Source organism: Vibrio sp. 10N.222.55.B11 (assembly GCF_041473705.1).
Classification (GTDB): Bacteria; Pseudomonadota; Gammaproteobacteria; order Enterobacterales; family Vibrionaceae; genus Vibrio; species Vibrio crassostreae_C.
In genome coordinates, this window is record NZ_JBFRST010000003.1 from 1 (window position 1) to 21,242 (window position 21,242).

The 21,242-nt window shown below is 44.7% G+C and carries 18 protein-coding genes; 4 read left to right on the plus strand and 14 right to left on the minus strand.

The features are described 5' to 3' along the window. Positions 1 to 95 precede the first annotated feature (95 nt). Positions 96 to 2,183 (minus strand): elongation factor G, encoded by a 2,088-nt coding sequence (fusA, locus tag AB4503_RS00415; RefSeq protein ID WP_017058825.1) that lies wholly within the window; start codon positions 2,181 to 2,183, stop codon positions 96 to 98. Positions 2,184 to 2,417: 234 nt separating this feature from the next. After that, positions 2,418 to 3,797 (minus strand): DNA repair protein RadA, encoded by a 1,380-nt coding sequence (gene radA / locus AB4503_RS00420; RefSeq protein ID WP_017063288.1) that lies wholly within the window; start codon positions 3,795 to 3,797, stop codon positions 2,418 to 2,420. 161 nt (positions 3,798 to 3,958) lie between these two features. Here radA and AB4503_RS00425 point away from each other — a divergent pair, with 161 nt between their 5' ends. Further along, positions 3,959 to 6,304 (plus strand): PilZ domain-containing protein, encoded by a 2,346-nt coding sequence (locus AB4503_RS00425; RefSeq protein WP_372103582.1) that lies wholly within the window; start codon positions 3,959 to 3,961, stop codon positions 6,302 to 6,304. 122 nt (positions 6,305 to 6,426) lie between these two features. Here AB4503_RS00425 and serB read toward each other — a convergent pair whose 3' ends face one another. After that, a complete protein-coding gene (serB, locus tag AB4503_RS00430) occupies positions 6,427 to 7,407 on the minus strand; it encodes a phosphoserine phosphatase (RefSeq protein WP_017058828.1) in 981 nt (326 codons plus the stop codon). 109 nt (positions 7,408 to 7,516) lie between these two features. Between serB and AB4503_RS00435 the strand changes: the two genes are divergently transcribed. Further along, on the plus strand, positions 7,517 to 8,128 hold the full coding sequence (locus tag AB4503_RS00435; protein ID WP_076655999.1) for a YtjB family periplasmic protein: 612 nt from the start codon (positions 7,517 to 7,519) through the stop codon (positions 8,126 to 8,128). A 127-nt stretch (positions 8,129 to 8,255) separates the two neighbouring features. Here AB4503_RS00435 and deoD read toward each other — a convergent pair whose 3' ends face one another. The 7 genes from deoD to AB4503_RS00470 all read right to left on the minus strand — a co-directional run bounded on the left by deoD (position 8,256) and on the right by AB4503_RS00470 (position 15,492). Then, complete coding sequence (gene deoD, locus AB4503_RS00440) at positions 8,256 to 8,975, minus strand: purine-nucleoside phosphorylase (RefSeq protein ID WP_102331946.1); 720 nt, start codon at positions 8,973 to 8,975, stop codon at positions 8,256 to 8,258. Positions 8,976 to 9,040: 65 nt separating this feature from the next. Beyond that, positions 9,041 to 10,261 (minus strand): phosphopentomutase, encoded by a 1,221-nt coding sequence (locus AB4503_RS00445; protein WP_102331945.1) that lies wholly within the window; start codon positions 10,259 to 10,261, stop codon positions 9,041 to 9,043. Between the two features lie 76 nt (positions 10,262 to 10,337). Then, positions 10,338 to 11,666: a thymidine phosphorylase gene (gene deoA, locus AB4503_RS00450; protein WP_017063283.1), complete on the minus strand. Its 1,329-nt coding sequence runs from the start codon at positions 11,664 to 11,666 to the stop codon at positions 10,338 to 10,340. 110 nt (positions 11,667 to 11,776) lie between these two features. Next, positions 11,777 to 12,553, minus strand: coding sequence for a deoxyribose-phosphate aldolase (gene deoC / locus AB4503_RS00455; protein ID WP_010436196.1), 777 nt, complete (start codon positions 12,551 to 12,553; stop codon positions 11,777 to 11,779). Positions 12,554 to 13,076: 523 nt separating this feature from the next. Further along, the gene (locus AB4503_RS00460) at positions 13,077 to 14,339 is read right to left on the minus strand and encodes a NupC/NupG family nucleoside CNT transporter (RefSeq protein ID WP_017058833.1); all 1,263 of its coding nucleotides are present in this window, start codon (positions 14,337 to 14,339) and stop codon (positions 13,077 to 13,079) included. Positions 14,340 to 14,543: 204 nt separating this feature from the next. Beyond that, complete coding sequence (locus tag AB4503_RS00465; RefSeq protein ID WP_372113337.1) at positions 14,544 to 15,356, minus strand: TatD family hydrolase; 813 nt, start codon at positions 15,354 to 15,356, stop codon at positions 14,544 to 14,546. After that, entirely contained in the window at positions 15,337 to 15,492 is a 156-nt protein-coding gene (locus tag AB4503_RS00470) for a DUF5363 family protein (protein WP_171732460.1), read from the minus strand. Before AB4503_RS00470 ends, AB4503_RS00465 begins: the two co-directional genes overlap by 20 nt. 245 nt (positions 15,493 to 15,737) lie before the next feature. On the opposite strand from AB4503_RS00470, the gene AB4503_RS00475 reads away from it, so the two are divergent. Then, positions 15,738 to 16,889, plus strand: coding sequence for a hypothetical protein (locus AB4503_RS00475; protein ID WP_372113339.1), 1,152 nt, complete (start codon positions 15,738 to 15,740; stop codon positions 16,887 to 16,889). Between the two features lie 97 nt (positions 16,890 to 16,986). Then, the gene (locus AB4503_RS00480; protein ID WP_372113340.1) at positions 16,987 to 17,700 is read left to right on the plus strand and encodes a hypothetical protein; all 714 of its coding nucleotides are present in this window, start codon (positions 16,987 to 16,989) and stop codon (positions 17,698 to 17,700) included. Here AB4503_RS00480 and AB4503_RS00485 read toward each other — a convergent pair. From AB4503_RS00485 to AB4503_RS00500, 4 genes are all read right to left on the minus strand, one after another. Further along, a complete protein-coding gene (locus AB4503_RS00485; protein WP_017059245.1) occupies positions 17,697 to 18,527 on the minus strand; it encodes a LysR family transcriptional regulator in 831 nt (276 codons plus the stop codon). The genes AB4503_RS00480 and AB4503_RS00485 overlap by 4 nt on opposite strands. 106 nt (positions 18,528 to 18,633) lie before the next feature. Continuing rightward, entirely contained in the window at positions 18,634 to 20,214 is a 1,581-nt protein-coding gene (prfC, locus tag AB4503_RS00490) for a peptide chain release factor 3 (protein ID WP_017059244.1), read from the minus strand. Positions 20,215 to 20,386: 172 nt separating this feature from the next. Continuing rightward, entirely contained in the window at positions 20,387 to 20,842 is a 456-nt protein-coding gene (gene rimI, locus AB4503_RS00495) for a ribosomal protein S18-alanine N-acetyltransferase (protein WP_372113342.1), read from the minus strand. Further along, a complete protein-coding gene (locus AB4503_RS00500; RefSeq protein WP_017063280.1) occupies positions 20,835 to 21,233 on the minus strand; it encodes a DNA polymerase III subunit psi in 399 nt (132 codons plus the stop codon). Before AB4503_RS00500 ends, rimI begins: the two co-directional genes overlap by 8 nt. Positions 21,234 to 21,242: the final 9 nt, after the last annotated feature.

Sequence of the window (21,242 nt, forward strand, 5' to 3'; positions counted from 1 at the left end):
CTCGCATCTCGCATCTCGCAGTATGTTACAAGCAATAAAAAGCCCCGCAAGCTTTCACTTGCGGGGCTTTTTTAGCTAATTGAGAAAAGGGCTAATTACTTACCAGCTTCTTTTTCTGCTTTAACTTTTGCAATCACTTCGTCAGCAACGTTAGTTGGACATGGTGCGTATTGTGCGAATTCCATAGAGAATTGGCCACGACCAGAAGTGATAGTACGTAGGTGACCGATGTAGCCGAACATCTCAGAAAGAGGTACGTCAGCTTTAATACGAACACCAGTAACGCCAGCTTGTTGATCTTTGATCATGCCACGACGACGGTTAAGGTCACCGATAACATCACCAACGTGATCGTCTGGAGTGAACACGTCAACGTTCATGATTGGCTCAAGAAGTTGCGCGCCAGCTTTAGGCATAGATTGACGGAATGCGCCTTTCGCTGCGATTTCAAATGCGATAGCAGATGAATCGACTGCGTGGAAACCACCATCGAAAAGTTCAACTTCAACGTCTAGAGTTGGGAAGCCAGCTAGTACGCCGTTTTCCATCATAGATGCGAAGCCTTTCTCAACTGCAGGCCAGAATTCTTTAGGAACGTTACCGCCCACAACTACAGAGTTGAACTTGAAGCCAGAACCTGCTTCGCCTGGTTTGATACGGTAATCGATCTTACCGAATTGACCAGAACCACCAGATTGCTTCTTGTGCGTGTAGCTATCTTCAATTGCTTGAGTGATAGTTTCACGGTAAGCAACTTGAGGAGCACCTACAGTTAGGTCAACGCCGTATGTACGCTTAAGGATATCTACCTTGATGTCTAGGTGAAGTTCACCCATACCTTTCAGGATAGTTTCGCCAGTCTCTTCGTCAGTCTCAACTTGGAAAGATGGATCTTCTGCAACCATTTTACCGATAGCGATACCCATTTTCTCAGAACCGCCTTTATCTTTTGGAGATACAGCGATTGAGATTACTGGAGTTGGGAATACCATTGGCTCAAGCGTTACTTGGTGCTTAGGATCACATAGAGTGTGACCAGTTTGCACGTTCTTCATACCAACGATCGCAATGATGTCACCAGCTTGTGCGCTAGTTAGTTCGTTACGGTCATCAGCTTGCATCTCAACCATACGGCCAACACGTTCAGTCTTGCCAGTGAATGAGTTAAGAATCGTGTCACCTTTGTTCAGTTTACCAGAGTAAATACGAACGAAAGTTAGAGCACCGAAGCGGTCATCCATGATTTTGAATGCAAGCGCTTTGAAAGTCTCATCTGTAGAAACGATAGCGTGTTCGCCAGTTTCTTCACCGTTCTCATCCATTAGAGGCTGAGGGTCAACTTCAGTTGGTGCTGGTAGGTAATCTACTACAGCATCAAGGATAAGTTGCATACCTTTGTTCTTGAACGCAGAACCACAGAACGTTGGGAAGAATGCGATATCACGAGTACCTTTACGGATACAACGCTTAACGTCTTCAATAGAAGGCTCTTCACCTTCCATGTAAGCTTCCATTAGGTCATCGTCTTGCTCTACAGCAGTTTCGATTAGCTCTTCACGGTATTGCTCAACGTCATCAACCATGTCCGCTGGAACATCTTTGATTTCGTAGTTTTCAGGAAGACCAGTGTCATCCCAAACGTATGCTTTACGGCTTAGTAGGTCTACAACACCAACGAACTCGTCTTCACGGCCGATTGGTAGAACCATTACTAGAGGAGTTGCACCTAGAACGTTTTTAACTTGATCAACAACGTTGTAGAAGTCTGCACCCATACGGTCTAGTTTGTTAACGAAGATCAGACGAGATACTTCTGATTCGTTAGCGTAGCGCCAGTTAGTTTCTGATTGAGGTTCAACACCACCAGAACCACAGAATACACCGATACCGCCATCAAGAACTTTAAGAGAACGGTATACTTCAACTGTGAAGTCAACGTGTCCAGGAGTATCGATAACGTTTAGACGGTGATCGTTCCAAAAACAGCTTACAGCTGCTGATTGGATAGTAATACCGCGCTCAGCTTCCTGTTCCATGAAGTCAGTCGTTGATTCGCCATCATGTACTTCACCAGTCTTGTGGATTTGACCAGTTAGCTTAAGGATACGCTCAGTGGTAGTTGTTTTACCCGCATCAACGTGCGCGAAAATACCAATGTTTCTGTATTTCGATAAATCTGCCATTGTCTTACTCTGTTAATAGGATATAAAATGCGCGCAGAGTATATCACAATCTGTGAAGACTGATAGCTTTGCATGCATTTGGGACTAAAAAACTTTGCCTTTTTCTAACATATAGAAAAAGGCACTCAGTAGTAACAATCTAAATGATTGTTAATTATAGTGCTAAACTAAAGCCTAATCGGCGTTAAGGTTAGGCTGAATTGCTGCTGTATAGAGTAGCTGAAGTGAGTTCAATTACAACTCATCAAAAGCATTAATTGCTTCCGATAATTTTTTCACACCGTGGATCTGCATTCCTGGAATGCCACCTTTAGGCATGTTAGCCGCCGGTACAATCGCTTTCTTAAAGCCGTGTTTAAATGCTTCATTTAAACGCTCTTGTCCGCTCGGTACAGGTCGAATCTCACCCGCTAGGCCTACTTCTCCAAATACCACCACATCTTTTGGTAATGCGCGGTCTCTGAAACTAGAAAGTAGAGCCATCACCAACGCAAGATCAGCACTGGTTTCGGTTACTTTAACACCACCGACGACATTCACAAACACATCTTGGTCAGCCATTTGTAAGCCGCCGTGTTTATGCAGCACCGCTAATAACAAAGAAAGCCTGTTTTGCTCTAGGCCGACAGCGACACGACGTGGGTTAGCCAGCTGTGAATAATCCACCAGCGCTTGGATTTCGACAAGAAGTGGACGCGTCCCTTCCCACACCACCATGACAGAACTGCCCGAGGTTTCTTCTTCACCACGAGACAAGAAGATAGCGGATGGGTTGCTGACTTCTTTTAGCCCTTGGCCTGTCATCGCAAACACACCCAGTTCATTCACTGCACCAAAACGGTTTTTGTGGCTGCGTAGCGTTCTAAAACGGCTATCGGTTCCGCCATCTAATAAAACAGAACAGTCAATAATGTGCTCAAGTACTTTTGGCCCTGCTAAGGTGCCGTCTTTAGTTACGTGTCCAACTAAGAACACAGCAACGTTATTCTGTTTTGCGTAGCGCGTTAATGCGGTTGCCGATTCACGAACCTGTGCAACACTGCCCGGAGAAGATTGAACATCCGCAACGTGCATAACTTGGATCGAGTCGATAACCATGATCTTAGGTTGTTCTTTCTCTGCAACCTGACAAATCTTATCCACGTTCGTTTCTGAGAGCATCTTTAGGTGCTCTTTTGGCAATCCAAGTCGAGACGCACGCATCGCGACTTGTTGCAGAGATTCTTCCCCGGTTACATAGAGAGTCGGTAATTGAGAAGAAAGCTGACACATGGTTTGTAATAGCAGCGTTGATTTACCGGCACCCGGGTTACCACCAATCAGGATCGCAGCACCCGGTACGACACCACCACCAAGTACGCGGTCTAGCTCTTTAAAGCCACTGCTAAAACGTGGGACTTCTTGCAGATCGATTTCTGACAGCGTTTGAACCGAAGATTCAGTTGCACCGCCCGCATAACCACTCAATCGTTCATTACGTGCGACCTGAGGTGAAGCGGCTAACCTAACTTCTGTGATCGTGTTCCAAGCACCACATGCATTGCACTGCCCCTGCCAACGTGGAAAATCGGCACCACAGTCATTACACACATAAGCTCGCTTTGCCTTCGCCATAAAACCTCAATAATTTACTCAATTACACAATAATGTTGTCAATTTGTGACTTATTTGACCGTACGGATGAAAATAAAAGTTGCAGTCATACCACTTATACTTAAAGATCGATTTAAACTAGTCGATAACATAAACGCACCGTCCATTCTAACAAGAAAAGTATGCAGCAATCTGAAATTCTATCTGTAGCAGAACGTTTAATCCCGGCTTACCACGCCGAAGATTTCGAATTCCTTCTTTCTCAAATGACAGAAGGGGAATCGCCGTCTCTGAAGCTGCTCGTTAAAATGGAACTGAATCGTATCATGGCTCCGTGTACAAAGAGCATTGATTTACGCGGGCGTATTGATAATGAGTGTCGTCAGTTCACTCTCGATGGCCGTAAGCACTGGCTCGATGATATCGCTTTAAACGCATATCAACGTGGTACGAAAAAGTTTAAAGGTTACACAGAAGGCGCATGGGAGTTAGTAATGACTCCGCGAACTCAGCCTCTGAGCGTTGTTAAAACATCTTCTCAAGGTAACCACGACATTACTAGCGCCAATAGCCCGTACGAAGCGGAAGCTATTAACCTAGGTTACGACTTAAAACGCCAAGAGAACAGACTCAAGATTAGCTCGCAGGTCGAGATCACCACATCGAAAGGGCAAAGCCTACATGGTGTAACGGTTGATATCTCCCCGTCGGGTGCAAAGTTCAAAGTACCGAGCGCCTTTCGATACAACCTCGGCGAGATCATCAGCGTTAAGTTCTCAGAGCTTATCGAAAAGTCCCAAGAAAACGATGTTAACCAAGCGGTTGAATTTCGTGTTTTGGGTATCGACGAATCTTATGAGAACAACGCGGTCAAATTTCTAAGAACCATCAAGGTAAGCGACAACAATATTGTGGCTCGCTTACTCGATGAGTCTTTAAATAGCACCAGTAAGAAAACCAGCCATGAGAATCAAGATAGGATTATTCGAACTCGTACTCGAGGAATCGAACATACCTATCTAAAGCATACTTGTAACCTACCCCTGTTTTTCAGCGGCAGCGAACTAAAGCTTGCCCTACTGACGGATAACAACCATCCATTATGGCAATATTGGCACGACGAACGAAATCAACAAGCGCTGGGTACCCTGTTCAACGAGCAACGTATGAACCTGTTGGCGAAACCAGGAGTGAAGGGAACCAGTAACGTTATCTACTCTTTTACCCATGAACACCAAAACAAGACCTTGTTCTATTCAATGATGCTGCCTGAAGCCTCTCGTGAACAAAGACAGCTGTTCTGGCACATCGGTGGCAAACGTAAAAGTTGGAAGGCGTTCAAGTTCTCGGTTTTCGAACTTTCAGACACTGAGCGACAAGCATTAGCTAAACACTCGGATACGCTGGCTCAAAGCTCAGCTCAACTGACTCATTGCGGAATCTTGCAAGAGATTGGCGATCACGAAAGTGCGGCGGACTATCTTCTGAGTGAAAAGCCACGCATTCCAAGCAGTGAATTGAACCGCTTCCGTCACCCGCGTACTGTCGTCGGCAATATTCAAAGCATCTACTTTGACTCTCAGACTCGTCGTAAAGAGCCGAGATACCAATTTAAGTCACCGTTGCAACTTACATCACAAGATGGCGCAGCGGCGAACGGACACACCTTAGATATTTCGAAGCGTGGACTGAGCATTAGCCTTGAACACCCAATGGTACTCAAGATTAATGATCCGGTATTAGTGAACTTCAATGAACTGCAGCTCTATGACAAGAACCTGCCACTGAGCACAGTGCCTTACCACGTAATTCGAGTGAGTCCGAATGGTCGCAACGTGCAGTTGGTTATTGCCGAGAACGCCAAGACAATGCGTACCATCGCTTTCCTTAATGGGCTTATCGATCAAAACCAAAGTAAGCTGATTAAGAAGCAAGAGATACTGCCAACACATTCGCTACTCGAATCACTGCACAACATTTTGTTGAGCAAGATGGTCAGTAACCCAATATTCATTGATAAGCCAAGTTCAACGCTGCGCTGTAAGATCATTGGTGTGAATTTCCCACTGAATAAGCATCTAACGTTACTTGCTAAACTTGGTCACAACCAAAAGTTCTCACTCGAGCCAATCTTCAAGGGTCACACCAACTCACTGTTGGCTGAGCCACTAAAAAGAATTGAAGGTGCGGAGCCTAAGCATCATGACGTGTACATTGCTGCAGTGAAGTTTGGCGACAAAATCCAGTCGGTACACACCAAGTTGGTCAAAGACTTCACCTCAGCAAAGGAACGCATCTTATTCATCAAGAAAGCGCAGCACTTAGGTGATGTGTATGTATTGCGAGTCACCACGGCACCTATCTTTAATCCGCTAACGAGTTTATTCCAGTCGGATTTAGAAGAGCTTTCACGCATCAGTATGCATCAAGCTAAGAAGCTAGAGAATGAGGTGACGGCGTTTATCGGTTATGGCGAGATAGAGGACATTACCGATGAAGTGCTGATTCGATTGGAGCTAACACGCTAGCCTCGAGTGGCGTATTAACTTAAGCATGAAAATTGAAAAAGCAGGCTGATAGCCTGCTTTTTTTGTGTCTGAGCCACTATTGCTAAATAAGATACATCGCCAATAGCACTTAGGTAGAGCCCCTAAGGTTTCGCTTGCCAGCTGATCTTCTGTTGCTTAGCCAATACACCCGACAAGATACACAGCACACCGCCTAAACCTGCGTAACGAACAGCAGTTTGAGCTTGCTGCTCTACTTTTGGTTTTGCGTGGTAGGCAATGCCTAAACCTGCAGAGCCCATCATCACCAAGTCATTGGCACCATCACCAACGGCAACGGTATTATGTAGTTCCAATTCGTACTCTTCAGCCAACTCTACCAAGATATCCGCTTTGGTCTGCGCCGAAACAACATCGCCTAAGACTTCACCCGTCAACTTACCGTTGACGATCTCAAGCGTGTTTGATTGAGCATGGTCTAGATCAAGGGTATCTTTCAGGTAGTCAGAGAAGTAAGTAAAACCGCCTGATGCAATCGCCGTTTTCCAGCCAAGCTTATTTAGAGTATTCACCAGCCCGACCAAGTCTGGCATGAATGGCAATGACTGACGCACTTGCTCTAATATCGATTCATCCGCACCTTTCAGTGCTCCTACTCGCTGGCGTAGGCTCTGTTCAAAGTCGAGCTCGCCTTGCATTGCTCGTTCTGTGATTTCAGAGACTAACTCTCCCACTCCAGCTAGCTTGGCAATCTCATCGATGCATTCAATTTGAATCGCTGTGGAATCCATATCCATCACGATCAAACCTGGCTTAGATAAGTCTGGAACCTCGCTAAGGCAAGCATAATCAAGCTTTAGCGCTTGGAGGATTTCTTCGTGTGCTGGCGTTAGATTGCCTGACATCAAAGCCACTTCATAATGCCCAACCTTCCACGTATCGAGGATGGTGTTGTAAGTGCCAGTGAAAAAGTCGATGTCATCGAAAGATTGTGGAGATAGGTACTCACCAAACACAATCCAATTGGCCTTGGATTTAGCGAGTTGAGAAGCGAAACGAGTCTCGGGGAGTCGAGTTAATAATGTCGTATGCCTTTTTATCGGCAGATATTTCTGAGCGTCCATGTGTATGATTCCTAATTAACTATGCTAAACGTTAACCTATTGCAATTTGAAAACGCAAGTCTCAATATGTCTTAATCATAACATTTGTTTATTTCAGGCTTCGTGAAACATGAATGAATCATTGTTCTCAATACGTAACGCTTTACGAATGCTAGCCCTCATTTTGTTGGCTACCATGTTCGTTGTAACGATTAAAAATACGGTCGTGATCAGTAAAGGTAACGAGAAGATCCAAGCAAAACAGTTGGAAACTCTTACCAAGCTGCTTATCTCTCAGGCATCACTTTCAGCCAGCAAGATGATCACGCAACAAGACCAAGAGCGATTGCTTGATCTGACTAACCAGCTATCTCAAGACCGACTGGTGTTCGATACCACCATCTATGATGCAGAGGGTATTCGACTGGCTTCGAGCGAAAAAGCCCTCTCGGTACGTGAGGTTCTTGGCTTAGATACACCACTTTCAACAGCAAGTATCGGCAGACAACAGTTAGTTGAACCTATTTATTCTCCAGAGAAAACGATCATCGGCTTTATTCGAGTGACTTTTGAAACCGGTAAGATGACGGCGATTTCTGATCACCACTACCGCAAAAGTGATCGCTACATGATCGGTATGGTGTTGATGGGGTTTGTGAGTGGCGTGTTGTTCATCATGCTGATTCGCAGAAGACCAACTAAGTCTGGTGAGAACTTACTATTGAAAAATGTAAGCTCATAAACACACTAGGCTGACAATAAATACTAGACTCAGAATAAATACAGCAATCCAATAAAAAGCCCCGACGCTCAGGCAGCAACGGGGCTTTTTGTTATCTGTTAACTTATCAAGCTAAGACAAATCAAGATTATTCTTGGTCACCAAGCAACACTGAGTCTAGTGCGATAACCATCATGTCGTTGAAAGTCGTTTGACGTTCATCTGATGTCGTTTGCTCACCAGTCTTGATGTGGTCAGAAACAGTACAGATCGTTAGAGCTTTTGCGCCGTATTCAGCACATACACCATAGATGCCAGCCGCTTCCATCTCTACGCCAACAATGCCGTATTTGTCCATTACTTCGAACATCTCTGGATCTGGCGTGTAGAACAGCTCAGCCGAGAACAGGTTACCGACTTTTACGCCGACACCGAGAGCTTTGGCTGCATCTTCTGCCGCGCGCACCATTTTGTAATCCGCAATCGCCGCAAAGTCATGATCTTTAAAGCGAATACGGTTCACTTTAGAGTCAGTACATGCGCCCATACCGATCACCACATCACGCACTTTGATATCTTCGCTCACTGCACCACAACTGCCCACACGAATGATCTTCTTCACACCAAAGTCTTTGATAAGCTCAGTCGCGTAAATAGAACAAGATGGAATGCCCATACCGTGTCCCATTACCGAAACCTTACGACCTTTGTAAGTACCGGTGTAACCAAACATGTTGCGAACGTCGCACACTTGAACCACTTCGTCTAAGAAGGTTTCAGCGATGTATTTAGCACGTAGCGGATCGCCTGGCATTAAAACTACGTCAGCGAAATCACCCATTTCAGCATTAATATGTGGAGTAGCCATTGAAAATATCCTTAATCTCAAAACAAAAAAAGAAGAGAGAAGTTTCCCTCTCTCTTCGTTAACTATTATAGAAAGCTTGTACCGTGTCCCATTGGCGATGTACCAAAGTATGACGCTAAGCTTTGACCGATATCAGCAAATGTATCGCGACGGCCTAAAGAACCGGCTGGAACCTTCTGACCGTAAACAATCACAGGGATGTGCTCACGAGTATGGTCTGTACCTGGCCATGTCGGATCACAACCGTGGTCAGCAGTTAAGATAAGCACATCGTCTTCTTTCATCATATCGATGATTTCATTGATGCGACCATCGAAGTACTCAAGTGCCGCTGCGTAACCAGCAACATCACGGCGGTGGCCGTAAGCTGAGTCAAAATCAACGAAGTTAGTGAACACGATAGTGTTGTCGCCCGCTTCATTGATCGCATCTTTGGTTGCTTCAAATAGCGCAGGGATACCTGTTGCTTTGGTTTTCTGAGTGATGCCACAACCCGCGTAGATATCAGAGATCTTACCGATTGAGTGAACGTTACCGCCCTTCTCATCAACCAACTTCTGAAGAATGGTAGCTGCAGGTGGCTCAACAGAAAGGTCACGACGGTTACCAGTACGTTCGAATTGACCTTTACCTGGGCCAATGAACGGACGAGCGATAACACGACCAATGTTGTAATCTTCTAGCTCTTCACGAGCAATCTGACAAAGATCTAATAGGTTTTGCAGGCCGAATGTCTCTTCGTGACAAGCGATCTGGAAAACAGAGTCTGCAGAAGTATAGAAGATTGGCAGACCAGTCTTCATGTGCTCTTCACCTAGGTTATCTAGGATTTCCGTACCAGATGAGTGGCAGTTACCCAAGAAACCAGACAGGCCTGCACGCTCAAGGATGCGGTCAGTCAGTTCTTTTGGGAAGCTGTTCTCTTTGTCGGTGAAGTAGCCCCAGTCAAACAGTACAGGAACACCTGCGATTTCCCAGTGACCTGATGGCGTGTCTTTACCAGAAGACAGCTCAGCAGCGTGACCGTAAGCGCCAATGATCTCAGCGTCTGCATCCATACCAGGAGCAAAACGACCCGTAGACTCTTTGTGAGCCATCGCTAGACCTAGCTTAGACAGGTTTGGCAGCGTCAGTGAACCTTTACGATCTGCATTGTCTGCAAGACCTTGGTCACAATGATCTGCGATGTGGCCCATAGTGTCAGAACCTACATCACCAAATTTGTCTGCATCCGCTGTTTCACCGATACCGAATGAATCTAAAACTAAAATAAATGCTCTTTTCATTTTCTTCACCAACTTATTGCTCTTTGCACCAGAACTCTGTTTATCGGTATACGCGAGGCATACCGATATCTGTTATTTACACGTCTTCAGAACGAATCTGACGGTAAACGTCTGGCGTTGCTGTATATTCTCCGCCCACAGTGATTGCATTTTGTAATGCAGTTGCAGCTTCTTGCCACTGTTGTTCGTTACGAGCATGAATCATTGCTAATGGCTTATCTTCACTTGCTACTTCACCTAGGCGAATGAAGTGATCAAAACCGACTGCGTAATCAATGCTGTCAGTTGCTACACGACGACCGCCGCCCATACCAACCACAGCCATACCAATTGCACGAGTATCCATTGCTGATACCACACCGCTTTCTAACGCGTACACTGGCTTAATAATGTCTGCTTTTTCTAGGTAGTTATCGTAGTTCATTACGAAATCAACTGGACCACCAAGGCCCGCTACCATTTTACCGAAGCACTCTGCTGCCTTACCGTTATCCAGTACTGCCATCAGTTTTTCACGCGCTTCGTCTGAGTCTTTAGCTAGGTTACCGAGCACCAGCATTTCAGCACACGATGCTAGAGTGATCTCTAACAAGCGAGGGTTACGGTATTCACCCGTTAGGAACTGAACCGCTTCACGAACTTCTACTGCGTTACCCGCTGAAGAAGCCAGCACTTGGTTCATGTCCGTTAGGATTGCTGTTGTTTTAGTACCCGCACCGTTTGCTACTGCAACGATAGATTTCGCTAGCTCTTCAGATGCTTCGTAAGTCGGCATGAATGCGCCTGAACCTACTTTTACATCCATCACTAGAGAATCAAGGCCCGCAGCCAGTTTCTTAGATAGGATTGAAGCCGTGATCAGCGAGATGTTATCGACTGTTGCTGTGATATCACGAGTTGCGTAAACACGCTTGTCAGCAGGAGCTAGATCGCCTGTTTGACCGATGATAGCCACGCCAGCATCTTTCGTTACTTCACCGAACACATCGTTGGTTGGTGTAATGTTGTAACCCGGAATAGATTCCAGCTTGTCTAGCGTACCGCCAGTGTGGCCTAAACCACGACCAGAGATCATTGGAACGAAACCGCCACATGCTGCCACCATTGGGCCAAGCATCAGAGAAGTAACGTCGCCAACACCACCAGTAGAGTGTTTATCAACGATTGGGCCATCAAAGTTCATGTGGCTCCAGTCAATCACCATGCCTGAGTCACGCATTGCACACGTTAGTGCGATACGCTCTGGCATTGTCATTTCATTAAAGAAGATAGCCATTGCGAATGCTGCAATTTGGCCTTCAGAAACCGTGTTCTTAGCTACGCCTTGAATGAAGAAGTTAATCTCTTCAGCTGTTAGGACTTCACCGTCACGTTTTCTGCGAATAATTTCTTGAGGTAGATACATTAGTGCCTCCCAAACTCTAGTGAGTATGGTTTGTAGGGAAAGAGGTAATGTGGAGTGACTTAACGCCACTCCATCAAACAGACTAAATCTTGTTACACCCGATTGGGATATTAGTATGCTGCTGGATCAGCAGTCTGGTCTGTCACTTCTAATGTATTAAGAAGGTTAGTTAGTAGGCTTGAAGCACCAAAACGGTAGTGCATGTTGTCTGCCCACTCAGCGCCTAGTAGCTCATCAGCCATTGCTAGGTATAGTGCTGCATCTTCAGCAGTACGTACGCCACCAGCTGGTTTGAAACCAACTGTTTTAGCAACGCCCATGTCACGGATAACTTCAAGCATCATGCGCGCGTACTCTGGAGTCGCGTTTACTGGCACTTTACCTGTTGAAGTTTTGATGAAGTCTGCACCTGCTTCGATACAGATTTGAGAAGCTTTCTTGATTAGTGCTTCTTCTTTCAGTTCACCTGTTTCGATGATCACTTTAAGCGTGATGTCACCACAAGCTGCTTTACACTGTTTAACTAGCTCAAAGCCAACTTCTTCGTTGCCAGCAATAAGAGCACGGTATGGGAATACTACGTCAACTTCGTCTGCGCCGTACGCTACCGCTGCTTTTGTTTCTGCAACAGCAATTTCGATGTCGTCATTACCATGAGGGAAGTTAGTTACAGTCGCAATGCGTACTTCTGGAGTACCTTGCTCACGCAACGCTTTCTTAGCTGCTGGGATAAAGCGAGGGTAAATACAGATTGCAGCGGTGTTGCCTACTGCAGTCTTCGCGTCATGACAAAGCGCCACTACTTTTTCAGTAGTATCGTCGTCATTTAGCGTAGTTAGGTCCATAAGTTTAAGTGCACGTAGAGCTGCTGCTTTTAAATCGCTCATTTCTATCTCCGATCAATATATTCAAATAGTTAACTACTTCGCCCTCCATCCAGTATAGATGGATATTTTAGTAATGCTCAGTAGCCACAAATGAACGGACTTGGTTCCCTGAAGACTTGATAACTTTCGCTACCAATTGCAATCCTTGTCACCGCACAGTACCAGTTTGGTCTATGGCACAACAAATCAGTCATGTTGTGTCTAACATCTATAGCGTATCGCTAATTTTGGCTTAATCCCAGAAGAATAACGTTCGAGTTGATTTCGAGGTTACTTTCTTGCCAACAGAGACATCCTATCCCTTTAGCTTATACATTATAGGTATCCATCAATAAATTGTAGTGCTCCTTAGAACGCAAACGGTTTGTATCTCAAAAAAACATTCTAGACCCATTATCGACTTCAAGCTGATGCTTATGCTCATCTCAAAAGAATCACTAGGCCTAAAAACAAAAAAGCCCCGCAGCAATTTCTTGCTACGGGGCGATATTATTATGGCGTCTATATATCTAAATCTACTTGATTAGAAAGATAGGAAGAAGCCAGCAATTGTTGCTGCCATCAGGTTAGATAGAGTACCAGCAATTACCGCTTTAACACCCATACGTGCGATGTCGTGGCGACGGCTTGGTGCAATACCACCTAGACCACCTAGAAGAATCGCAATAGAAGAAAGGTTTGCGAAACCACATAGTGCGAATGCGATGATAGCTTGAGTCTTCTCAGACATCACTTGACCAGTTGCTGCAACAACTTGAGCGTTTTCACCAACGTATGGTACGAAGTTTAGGTATGCAACGAATTCGTTAACAACTGTCTTCTGACCAATGAAAGAACCAGCGATAGTTGCTTCTTCCCATGGAACACCAATGATGAATGCTAGCGGTGCGAAGATCCAACCTAGAAGAAGTTCTAGAGTTAGGTTTTCCATACCGAACCAACCACCGATGCCACCTAGGATACCGTTGATTAGAGCAATTAGACCGATGAATGCTAGTAGCATTGCACCAACGTTAAGTGCTAGTTGTAGACCAACTGATGCGCCACCTGCTGCTGCGTCGATAACGTTAGCTGGTTTGTCATCGCCACCGTCCATTTCGTCAGCGATGTTGTCGTCTGGCGTATCTGTTTCAGGCTTGATGATTTTAGCGAATAGTAGACCACCTGGTGCTGCCATGAATGATGCTGCTACAAGGTACTCTAGAGGTACACCCATAGATGCGTAACCCGCTAGTACACCACCAGCTACAGAAGCCAAACCACCACACATTACTGCGAATAGTTCAGAGTTAGTCATTTTAGGAACAAATGGACGAACAACTAGAGGTGCTTCAGTTTGACCAACGAAGATGTTTGCTGCTGCAGACATAGACTCGGCGCGAGAAGTACCTAGAGCTTTCTGAAGACCACCACCAAGAACTTTGATTACAATTTGCATAACACCAATGTAGTAAAGTACAGAGATAAGTGCAGAGAAGAAAATCAGAGTTGGTAGTACTTGGAAAGCAAAGATGAAACCGATACCGTCAACTGAGAAGTTAACTAGGCTGCCGAATAGGAAACCAGTACCGTCTTTACCGTAGTCGATCACGTTTGCTACACCAGCAGAGAAACCTGCAAGTAGATCACGACCCCAAGGGATGTAAAGTACGAATGCACCAAGTGCGAATTGGATAGCGAAAGCGCCACCCACTGTTCTTAGATTAATAGCTTTGCGGTTGTCAGATAGTAGTACTGCGATTGCGATCAGTGCAACCATTCCGACTAGGCTCATAAACAGGCTCATAGTTTATGACTTCCTTATTAGTTATTTATTGGCGTGTTACAAAATGGGGCTATAAAGCGGAGGCAATTATACTCATGCGACCACTAATAAAGTAATGCCGTCCTCACACTTTCGTAGAAGATTCATGTACCATTCACACGCAAATGTGACCCAAATCACAAGCTCAGTGCAATTTACGCAAACGATAAACAAAAACCTTCGATTTTATTCACATATACCGAATGCGCGATGGCTATTTTGCCAAATTTGCGCTGCAATCGATTGCTTTGGCTCTTTTCTAAGCAAAAAAAGTTCATTTAAGATCGTAACTAAATATTTGGAATGATTAACATTTCCTTGGTTTCCATACATGGGCATGTCCGGAGCATCCGTTTCCAATACCAGACATTCAAGGGGCAATTTTGCGATGGTTGTGCGTGTTTTTTGCGCTCTTGGGTAAGTTATCGTTCCACCGACGCCAATATAGAAACCGAGCTTGATCCACGCCAAAGCTTGCTGTTCACTCCCAGAAAAACCGTGAATCACACCACCTAAGGTGAACTTATGCTGCTTTATTAGCTCGATAAGTCGGTTGTAAGACTTCCTCTCATGGATGATTAAAGGCAGGTCAAACGCCTTGGCAAGTTCCATTTGCTGGATGAAAAAGCGCTCTTGTTTCTCCTGTTCCACATCCACAAAAAAGTCCAACCCACACTCACCAATGGCCACACACTGACGTGTTTTTGATGCGAGTAGTTGGTGAAGTTCTTCAAATTGCATCTCATCCGCTTGCTCTAAAAAGTAAGGATGAAAGCCTAATGCGTGGTAAACATTGGGGTGAGATTGCGCAATTTTCTCAAGCTTATGCCAGTTATTTTGACCGATAGAAGGGATGAGTAACTTCTCAACTTGAGCCTGTTTTGCCTCTTTGATATATCCCTCAATGCTCAGCTCATGGGTAAAACCTTGCTCAAACGCCTCAAAGTCTGCGTGGCAATGTGTATCAAATAGCGGAAAATCACTTGTTTGCTGTGTCATCTTTCCCACTCTCAGCTTGCTGCCCTTGAGGATCTCGACGATAAGGAACACAACTGCGCTTGTTTTCAGGCGTTAGCCCAAGCTCTTCACACCACTTATCGTATTTCCTAATCCAAGCTTTTATCCAACCGAACATATTTACCTCGCGCCTTCTATCAATACTTATGAAAAGCCAACACATAAAGTAGAGAACTCAAACTACACATACAAATCATTTAAAAGCCTAATGATTAGCCAAAATATCATAAAAGCATAAATCCAATTTATACATTAACACTAGCTGGCTATATTGTTGAAAACCTCACCACCGAGAATAATAAACGCACTTGCCAAGGAGGCATTGATAGCAAGACGCTCCATTCAATAACGAGATCCTACTTTATGAAAGCATCACTCTTAGCCATATCAATTTCTAGCGTATTAGCAGCACCTGCTTTTGCTTCTGCACCTCAAGTTGACGTAGAGCTAGCAAACCAACAAACACTTCAACTTATTGACGGGCAGATGAACGCTATCGATGCTTCTGTTCAGTATAAGTTAAACGAACAATACGCGAATGCAACTCCGGGCACGACAGCCACAATCGATGACGTCACTTACGAAAAACAATCTAACGGTACTTGGGCTGCAGTTGGTGCCGCTTCTGCTGCATTGGTTGCAGGGCTTTTGAGCACGTCGTCTAGTTCCAATAGCGACAATGATGTGGATTATCTCCCACAACACCCAGACGTTGATGTTGACGCTACACCACGTTGGTCTCCTGAATTCGGTGAAGACCGTCCCGAGATGGAAGAGCGTGACCTTACAATTAAGATCATTAACGGCGAAATCCACGTTATCGACGAAAACACCAGTGAGTGGGTAGGTACTGTACAACGCAAGGATGGTGAGATCATTTTCCGTGGCAACGGCGACTTTGAAAAAACTCTAGTAAAAGTTGAAGGTGACCTAGAAGCTAACGGCAGTGCAGCCATCGTTAAAGGGAATGGCGAATGGTTAGCAACTGTTGAGCGTGTGGATAGTGGTTTTGAGATAACTAGTGGCAAGGGAACTATTGTAATTGATAGCCCACGACCTACTCTCCCAGCCTCTCCAGAGCACCCAGATATGGACTTTGATGATACACCTCGTTGGTCTCCAGATTTCGGTGAAGACCGTCCTGAAATGGAAGAGCGTGACCTGACAGTTAAGATCATTAACGGCGAAATCCACATTATCGACGAAAACACCAGCGAGTGGGTAGGTACTGTCCAACGCAAAGATGGCGAGCTCGTATTTATTGGCAACGGAGACTTTGAAAAAACACTACTTCGTGTGGAAGGCGATGTTACTTCTGACCAATTCTCTTTAGTCAAAGGCAACGGTCAATGGGTTGCGACTGTTTCAAAAATAGATGACGGTGTACGTATTCAAACAAAGAATCACGATCATGTGTTTGATGGTTCAAACATCGACCGTAGCAAGCTTCAATCTATCGACCCAACTAAACTACAGAAAGCTAAATCCGCTATTCAACAACGTTTACGCGGCTAAAATTCAACCTGAGTTGAACCCGCTCACCCGATAATAGTGAACGCTATTATCGGGTGTTTTTACACACTAGCTAAGGAAAGCGATTCGGAATTTGAACATGAAACGCCTTCTATTAATACTTGCTTTGACCTTCCCTTTTTACTCGTCTGCAAATGACACCCTTGTTGAATCTATTGAGCGTTTTACAGATATCTTTTCCGTCAGCTTATCTCAAAACCCAGACAATGATAAAACGGTCGCTACACTTGATATCAACTATCAAATCAATGATAAATTGCGTGTTTTTGGAGAGGTTGATACTCAAGACTATTGGCAAGCAGGGTTGGGATATTCTTTCTGGCAAGGGGACACGTACTACACTGAAAACACCGTAAAAGTCAGCGAACATGAGATCACAACAGGCATTTTTGTTGCTAAGTTGATTCATGAAAATTGGACACTGAACGGTGACATTAACTACAACTATATGGATAGAGATTTCGACGCTTGTCTCCCAAACTTATGTTTGGCATATAAAGCTTCTGACACATTCGATTATAGTGCAGGCGCTCTGTGGAGCCCGATTCAATATGCTGACTTTCTTTACAAATTCAACCAAGAAATCGGATTCAAAAAAGATACCCAAGACTTTTATATTAAAGATGATACTACTACGAGATCTAGACATATCAGAAATGAAACTAGGACCAACATTCATTATCACGAAGTAGCTGTATTCTTTAACTTGAAGTACGTAAAACCGTCCGTTACCTACACCATATACCCTGAAAACAAAAACTATGTGGAATTCGGTTTAGCCTTCGATTTCTAGCTATTTAATAACTGTTTAAGCTCATCTCGTAGCTCTTGGTGTTGCCCATTAGTTTGATACTTCTTGTGATAGAAAAACTCAAACTCCACAGGACGCATTGAAAATGGAGGCTCATGAATCCGTAAGCCAATGGTTTTTGCTAATTGGATCATGCTAACCGGAACCGCAGCAATGTAGTCAGTCCCTTTTACTGCTAAGATCAAGTTAGTTAGATTTCGAACTTCAATTGCCACATCACGTGTGAAGCTCTTTTCGGAAAGAAAGTCGACTATTTGAGTATCTTGTCGAAGTAACTTCAAGGTTACATGCCGTGCTTCAAGAAACTCATCCATCGAAATCTTCTCACCAAATTGACTGTTTTCAGGATCACTCATAAGAAGCAGTCTATCAGTAGTTGCAAATTCAGACGCTAAACTTGACTGTTTAGGTAAACCAGTATCGACCACTAAATCTACTCGATTGAGTCGGATATCCTCGACAACATTCTCTACAGAAATTGGGGATTCAACTAACTGAACACCATTGAGCATGGGCATTTTGTGGAGCAGATTCGCAGGCATATAAACCGTAAAATCACGCTTTCTTGATACTGCACCTTCCATCAGCTCTAAAGCATCAGATAATTGACCTGCCAATTTGTGAGCCATTGACGTTGGTTCTATTGAACGCCCTACTCTTACGAACAACGCATAGCCTACCACCGCTTCAAACCTCTTGATTGCAGCACTAACCGCAGGTTGAGTTAGCTCTAACGATTCAGCCGCTTTGGTTATCGATCTTTGTTGATATACAGAGAGGAATGGCTTTACTAAATTGAGATCAAACACGCTTTACTCCATCAAAACGGTGTACTCTTAGTGTAACAAAAAAGCCGAATGCTAGAAGCAATTCGGCTTTAATATTATCCAACAGTGTTATGTAGAACTGTCGCTATTAGTGCTCGCGCGTCGCTCGGAATTGAACTTCAGGGAAGCGTTCAGAAGCTAGGTTCAAGTTCACCATAGTTGGTGCGATGTAAGACAGGTTGTCACCGCCATCTAGCGCTAGGTTAGATTGGTTCTTACGTTTGAATTCTTCTAGTTTCTTAGCGTCATCACATTCAACCCAACGAGCTGTTGCAACGTTAACACCTTCGTAGATAGCTTCTACGTTGTATTCCGCTTTCAAGCGCGCTACAACCACGTCGAACTGAAGGACACCAACCGCACCAACGATCAGGTCGTTGTTCTGCATAGGACGGAATACTTGTACTGCGCCCTCTTCTGAAAGCTGAACTAATCCTTTTAGAAGTTGCTTCTGCTTCAGTGGATCGCGTAGACGGATACGACGGAATAGCTCAGGTGCGAAGTTAGGAATACCAGCGAACTTAAGGCTCTCACCTTGAGTAAAGGTATCACCAATCTGGATAGTACCGTGGTTATGTAGACCGATAATATCACCCGCGTATGCTTTTTCAGCACGTGCACGGTCACCCGCCATAAAGGTTACCGCATCAGAGATACTTACACTCTTGCCTGTACGAACATGGTTCATCTTCATACCTTGGTTGTAAGTACCCGAAACGATACGCATGAATGCGATACGGTCACGGTGTTTAGGGTCCATGTTTGCTTGGATCTTAAATACGAAACCAGAGAACTTCTCTTCTGTCGCTTCAACATCACGCTCGTTCGCTTGACGCGTTTGAGGTGCTGGAGCCCATTTCGTTAGACCATCAAGCATGTGGTCAACACCAAAGTTACCCAATGCAGTACCGAAGTAAACCGGCGTTAGTTCACCCGCTAGGAATAATTCATGGTCAAACTCAGGACAAGCACCGATAACAAGCTCTAGCTCTTCACGTACGCTTTCCGCAAGATCAGCACCTACTGCTTCATCTAGCTCAGGGTTATCTAGACCTTTGATGATACGAACTTCTTGGATCTCGTGGCCGTGGCCAGATTCATACAAGATCGTTTCATCACGGTGAATGTGGTAAACACCTTTAAACTCTTTACCGCAACCAATTGGCCATGAGATTGGAGCACAAGCCATACCTAGCTCGCTCTCTACTTCATCAAGCACTTCCATTGGGTCACGAACGTCACGGTCAAGTTTGTTCATAAACGTTACGATTGGCGTATCACGCAGACGTGTTACTTCCATTAGTTTACGAGTACGATCCTCGACACCTTTCGCAGCATCGATAACCATCAAACATGAATCAACCGCTGTTAGCGTACGGTACGTATCTTCCGAGAAATCTTCGTGTCCTGGAGTATCTAGTAGGTTTACTAGGCAATCATTGTATGGGAATTGCATTACCGACGTAGTTACCGAGATACCACGTTCTTTTTCCATCTCCATCCAGTCAGATTTAGCGTGCTGGTTAGAGCCACGGCCTTTTACGGTACCCGCTTTTTGAATCGCGTTTCCGAATAAAAGAACTTTTTCAGTAATCGTGGTTTTACCCGCATCCGGGTGAGAGATAATCGCAAACGTTCTACGTTTGCTCACTTCTTGTTGGAAAGACATAGTCGCCCTTTGCTGATCTAAAGCGTAAAAAGGGCAAGTAGATAATACTTGCCCTTGAATTCTGTGTGCGGATTATACAGAAAGCGTATCACTTTCTAAAGGGTCAGTTTACACCCTATTTTTTGGCTAATTTTGTGATTAGCTATCTAGTTAGCGAAAAGACGTAACATGACTAGCTAAAAGACATAAAAAGATAGCTCATAATGATGGCATCTTCGTTGCCTTGTTTAGTTGGATAGTAATTACGACGGCGATCAACTTCGTTGAAGCCGGCCTTTTCGTAAAGATTAAACGCGTTCACATTACTTTCGCGAACTTCTAGCCAAGCGCTTTCAGCATCAGCTTGTTCACATATATCAAGGAAATGTTCCGTTAACGCTTTTCCATACCCTTTGCCTTGCTGGCTTGGGTCTACCGCGATATTAAGCAATGTGACTTCGCCAACGATGTTTTGCGCGAAGAAATAGCCCACCACTTGTCCATCAACTTCAAGGACATGATGACAAGCGCCTCGGCTATCAAGATCTCGGATCATATTTTCAGACCAAGGGTGAGAATGCGCGGCCTGCTCTATCTTCCAAATGGCGTCTAGGTGTTGTTGTGAAGTCGGTAAAAATTGATTAGTCATAAGCACAAATTTGTTGCCATAAGTCGCGGCGGTGTTGGTTGTTACCGTTAATGTCAGACAGTAATGGCGATTGAAGTGTTTTAGCCTTCAGCTCTTGAGCCGACTCACAACCAGCAAACCATATCCACTCAACCGAACCTAAATCCACAGTAGACAAGTGTTGCGGTTGAAGGTGTAAAGCCTGAGATAAGTCGAGCTTGATACTTTTGAGTACTCGCTCAAACATCACGGCGAGATCTTCCTGAGGTTTTTCAGGCGAAACCAACAGTAACTTGCAATCGCTCGAGAGCGGAGTCAATTCAGATTCATAACCTGCTAAACGCTCTGGGTGACTTAGTTCCCATTGGCTAATGCCCATCTCATGTAGGTATTGCGCGTGTGTTTGTGACATATCTAGCGG

Bases quoted from the DNA above. Each gene is read 5' to 3' on its own strand.
- deoA (WP_017063283.1), bottom strand. From the start codon at position 11,666: ATGTATCTACCTCAAGAAATTATTCGCAGAAAACGTGACGGTGAAGTC.
- AB4503_RS00465 (WP_372113337.1), bottom strand. From the start codon at position 15,356: ATGACACAGCAAACAAGTGATTTTCCGCTATTTGATACACATTGCCAC.
- AB4503_RS00470 (WP_171732460.1), bottom strand. From the start codon at position 15,492: ATGTTCGGTTGGATAAAAGCTTGGATTAGGAAATACGATAAGTGGTGT.
- AB4503_RS00460 (WP_017058833.1), bottom strand. From the start codon at position 14,339: ATGAGCCTGTTTATGAGCCTAGTCGGAATGGTTGCACTGATCGCAATC.
- AB4503_RS00475 (WP_372113339.1), top strand. From the start codon at position 15,738: ATGAAAGCATCACTCTTAGCCATATCAATTTCTAGCGTATTAGCAGCA.
- prfC (WP_017059244.1), bottom strand. From the start codon at position 20,214: ATGTCTTTCCAACAAGAAGTGAGCAAACGTAGAACGTTTGCGATTATC.
- AB4503_RS00480 (WP_372113340.1), top strand. From the start codon at position 16,987: ATGAAACGCCTTCTATTAATACTTGCTTTGACCTTCCCTTTTTACTCG.
- AB4503_RS00435 (WP_076655999.1), top strand. From the start codon at position 7,517: ATGAATGAATCATTGTTCTCAATACGTAACGCTTTACGAATGCTAGCC.
- deoC (WP_010436196.1), bottom strand. From the start codon at position 12,553: ATGAGCGATTTAAAAGCAGCAGCTCTACGTGCACTTAAACTTATGGAC.
- AB4503_RS00445 (WP_102331945.1), bottom strand. From the start codon at position 10,261: ATGAAAAGAGCATTTATTTTAGTTTTAGATTCATTCGGTATCGGTGAA.
- AB4503_RS00500 (WP_017063280.1), bottom strand. From the start codon at position 21,233: ATGTCACAAACACACGCGCAATACCTACATGAGATGGGCATTAGCCAA.
- deoD (WP_102331946.1), bottom strand. From the start codon at position 8,975: ATGGCTACTCCACATATTAATGCTGAAATGGGTGATTTCGCTGACGTA.
- serB (WP_017058828.1), bottom strand. From the start codon at position 7,407: ATGGACGCTCAGAAATATCTGCCGATAAAAAGGCATACGACATTATTA.
- radA (WP_017063288.1), bottom strand. From the start codon at position 3,797: ATGGCGAAGGCAAAGCGAGCTTATGTGTGTAATGACTGTGGTGCCGAT.
- rimI (WP_372113342.1), bottom strand. From the start codon at position 20,842: ATGACTAATCAATTTTTACCGACTTCACAACAACACCTAGACGCCATT.
- fusA (WP_017058825.1), bottom strand. From the start codon at position 2,183: ATGGCAGATTTATCGAAATACAGAAACATTGGTATTTTCGCGCACGTT.
- AB4503_RS00425 (WP_372103582.1), top strand. From the start codon at position 3,959: ATGCAGCAATCTGAAATTCTATCTGTAGCAGAACGTTTAATCCCGGCT.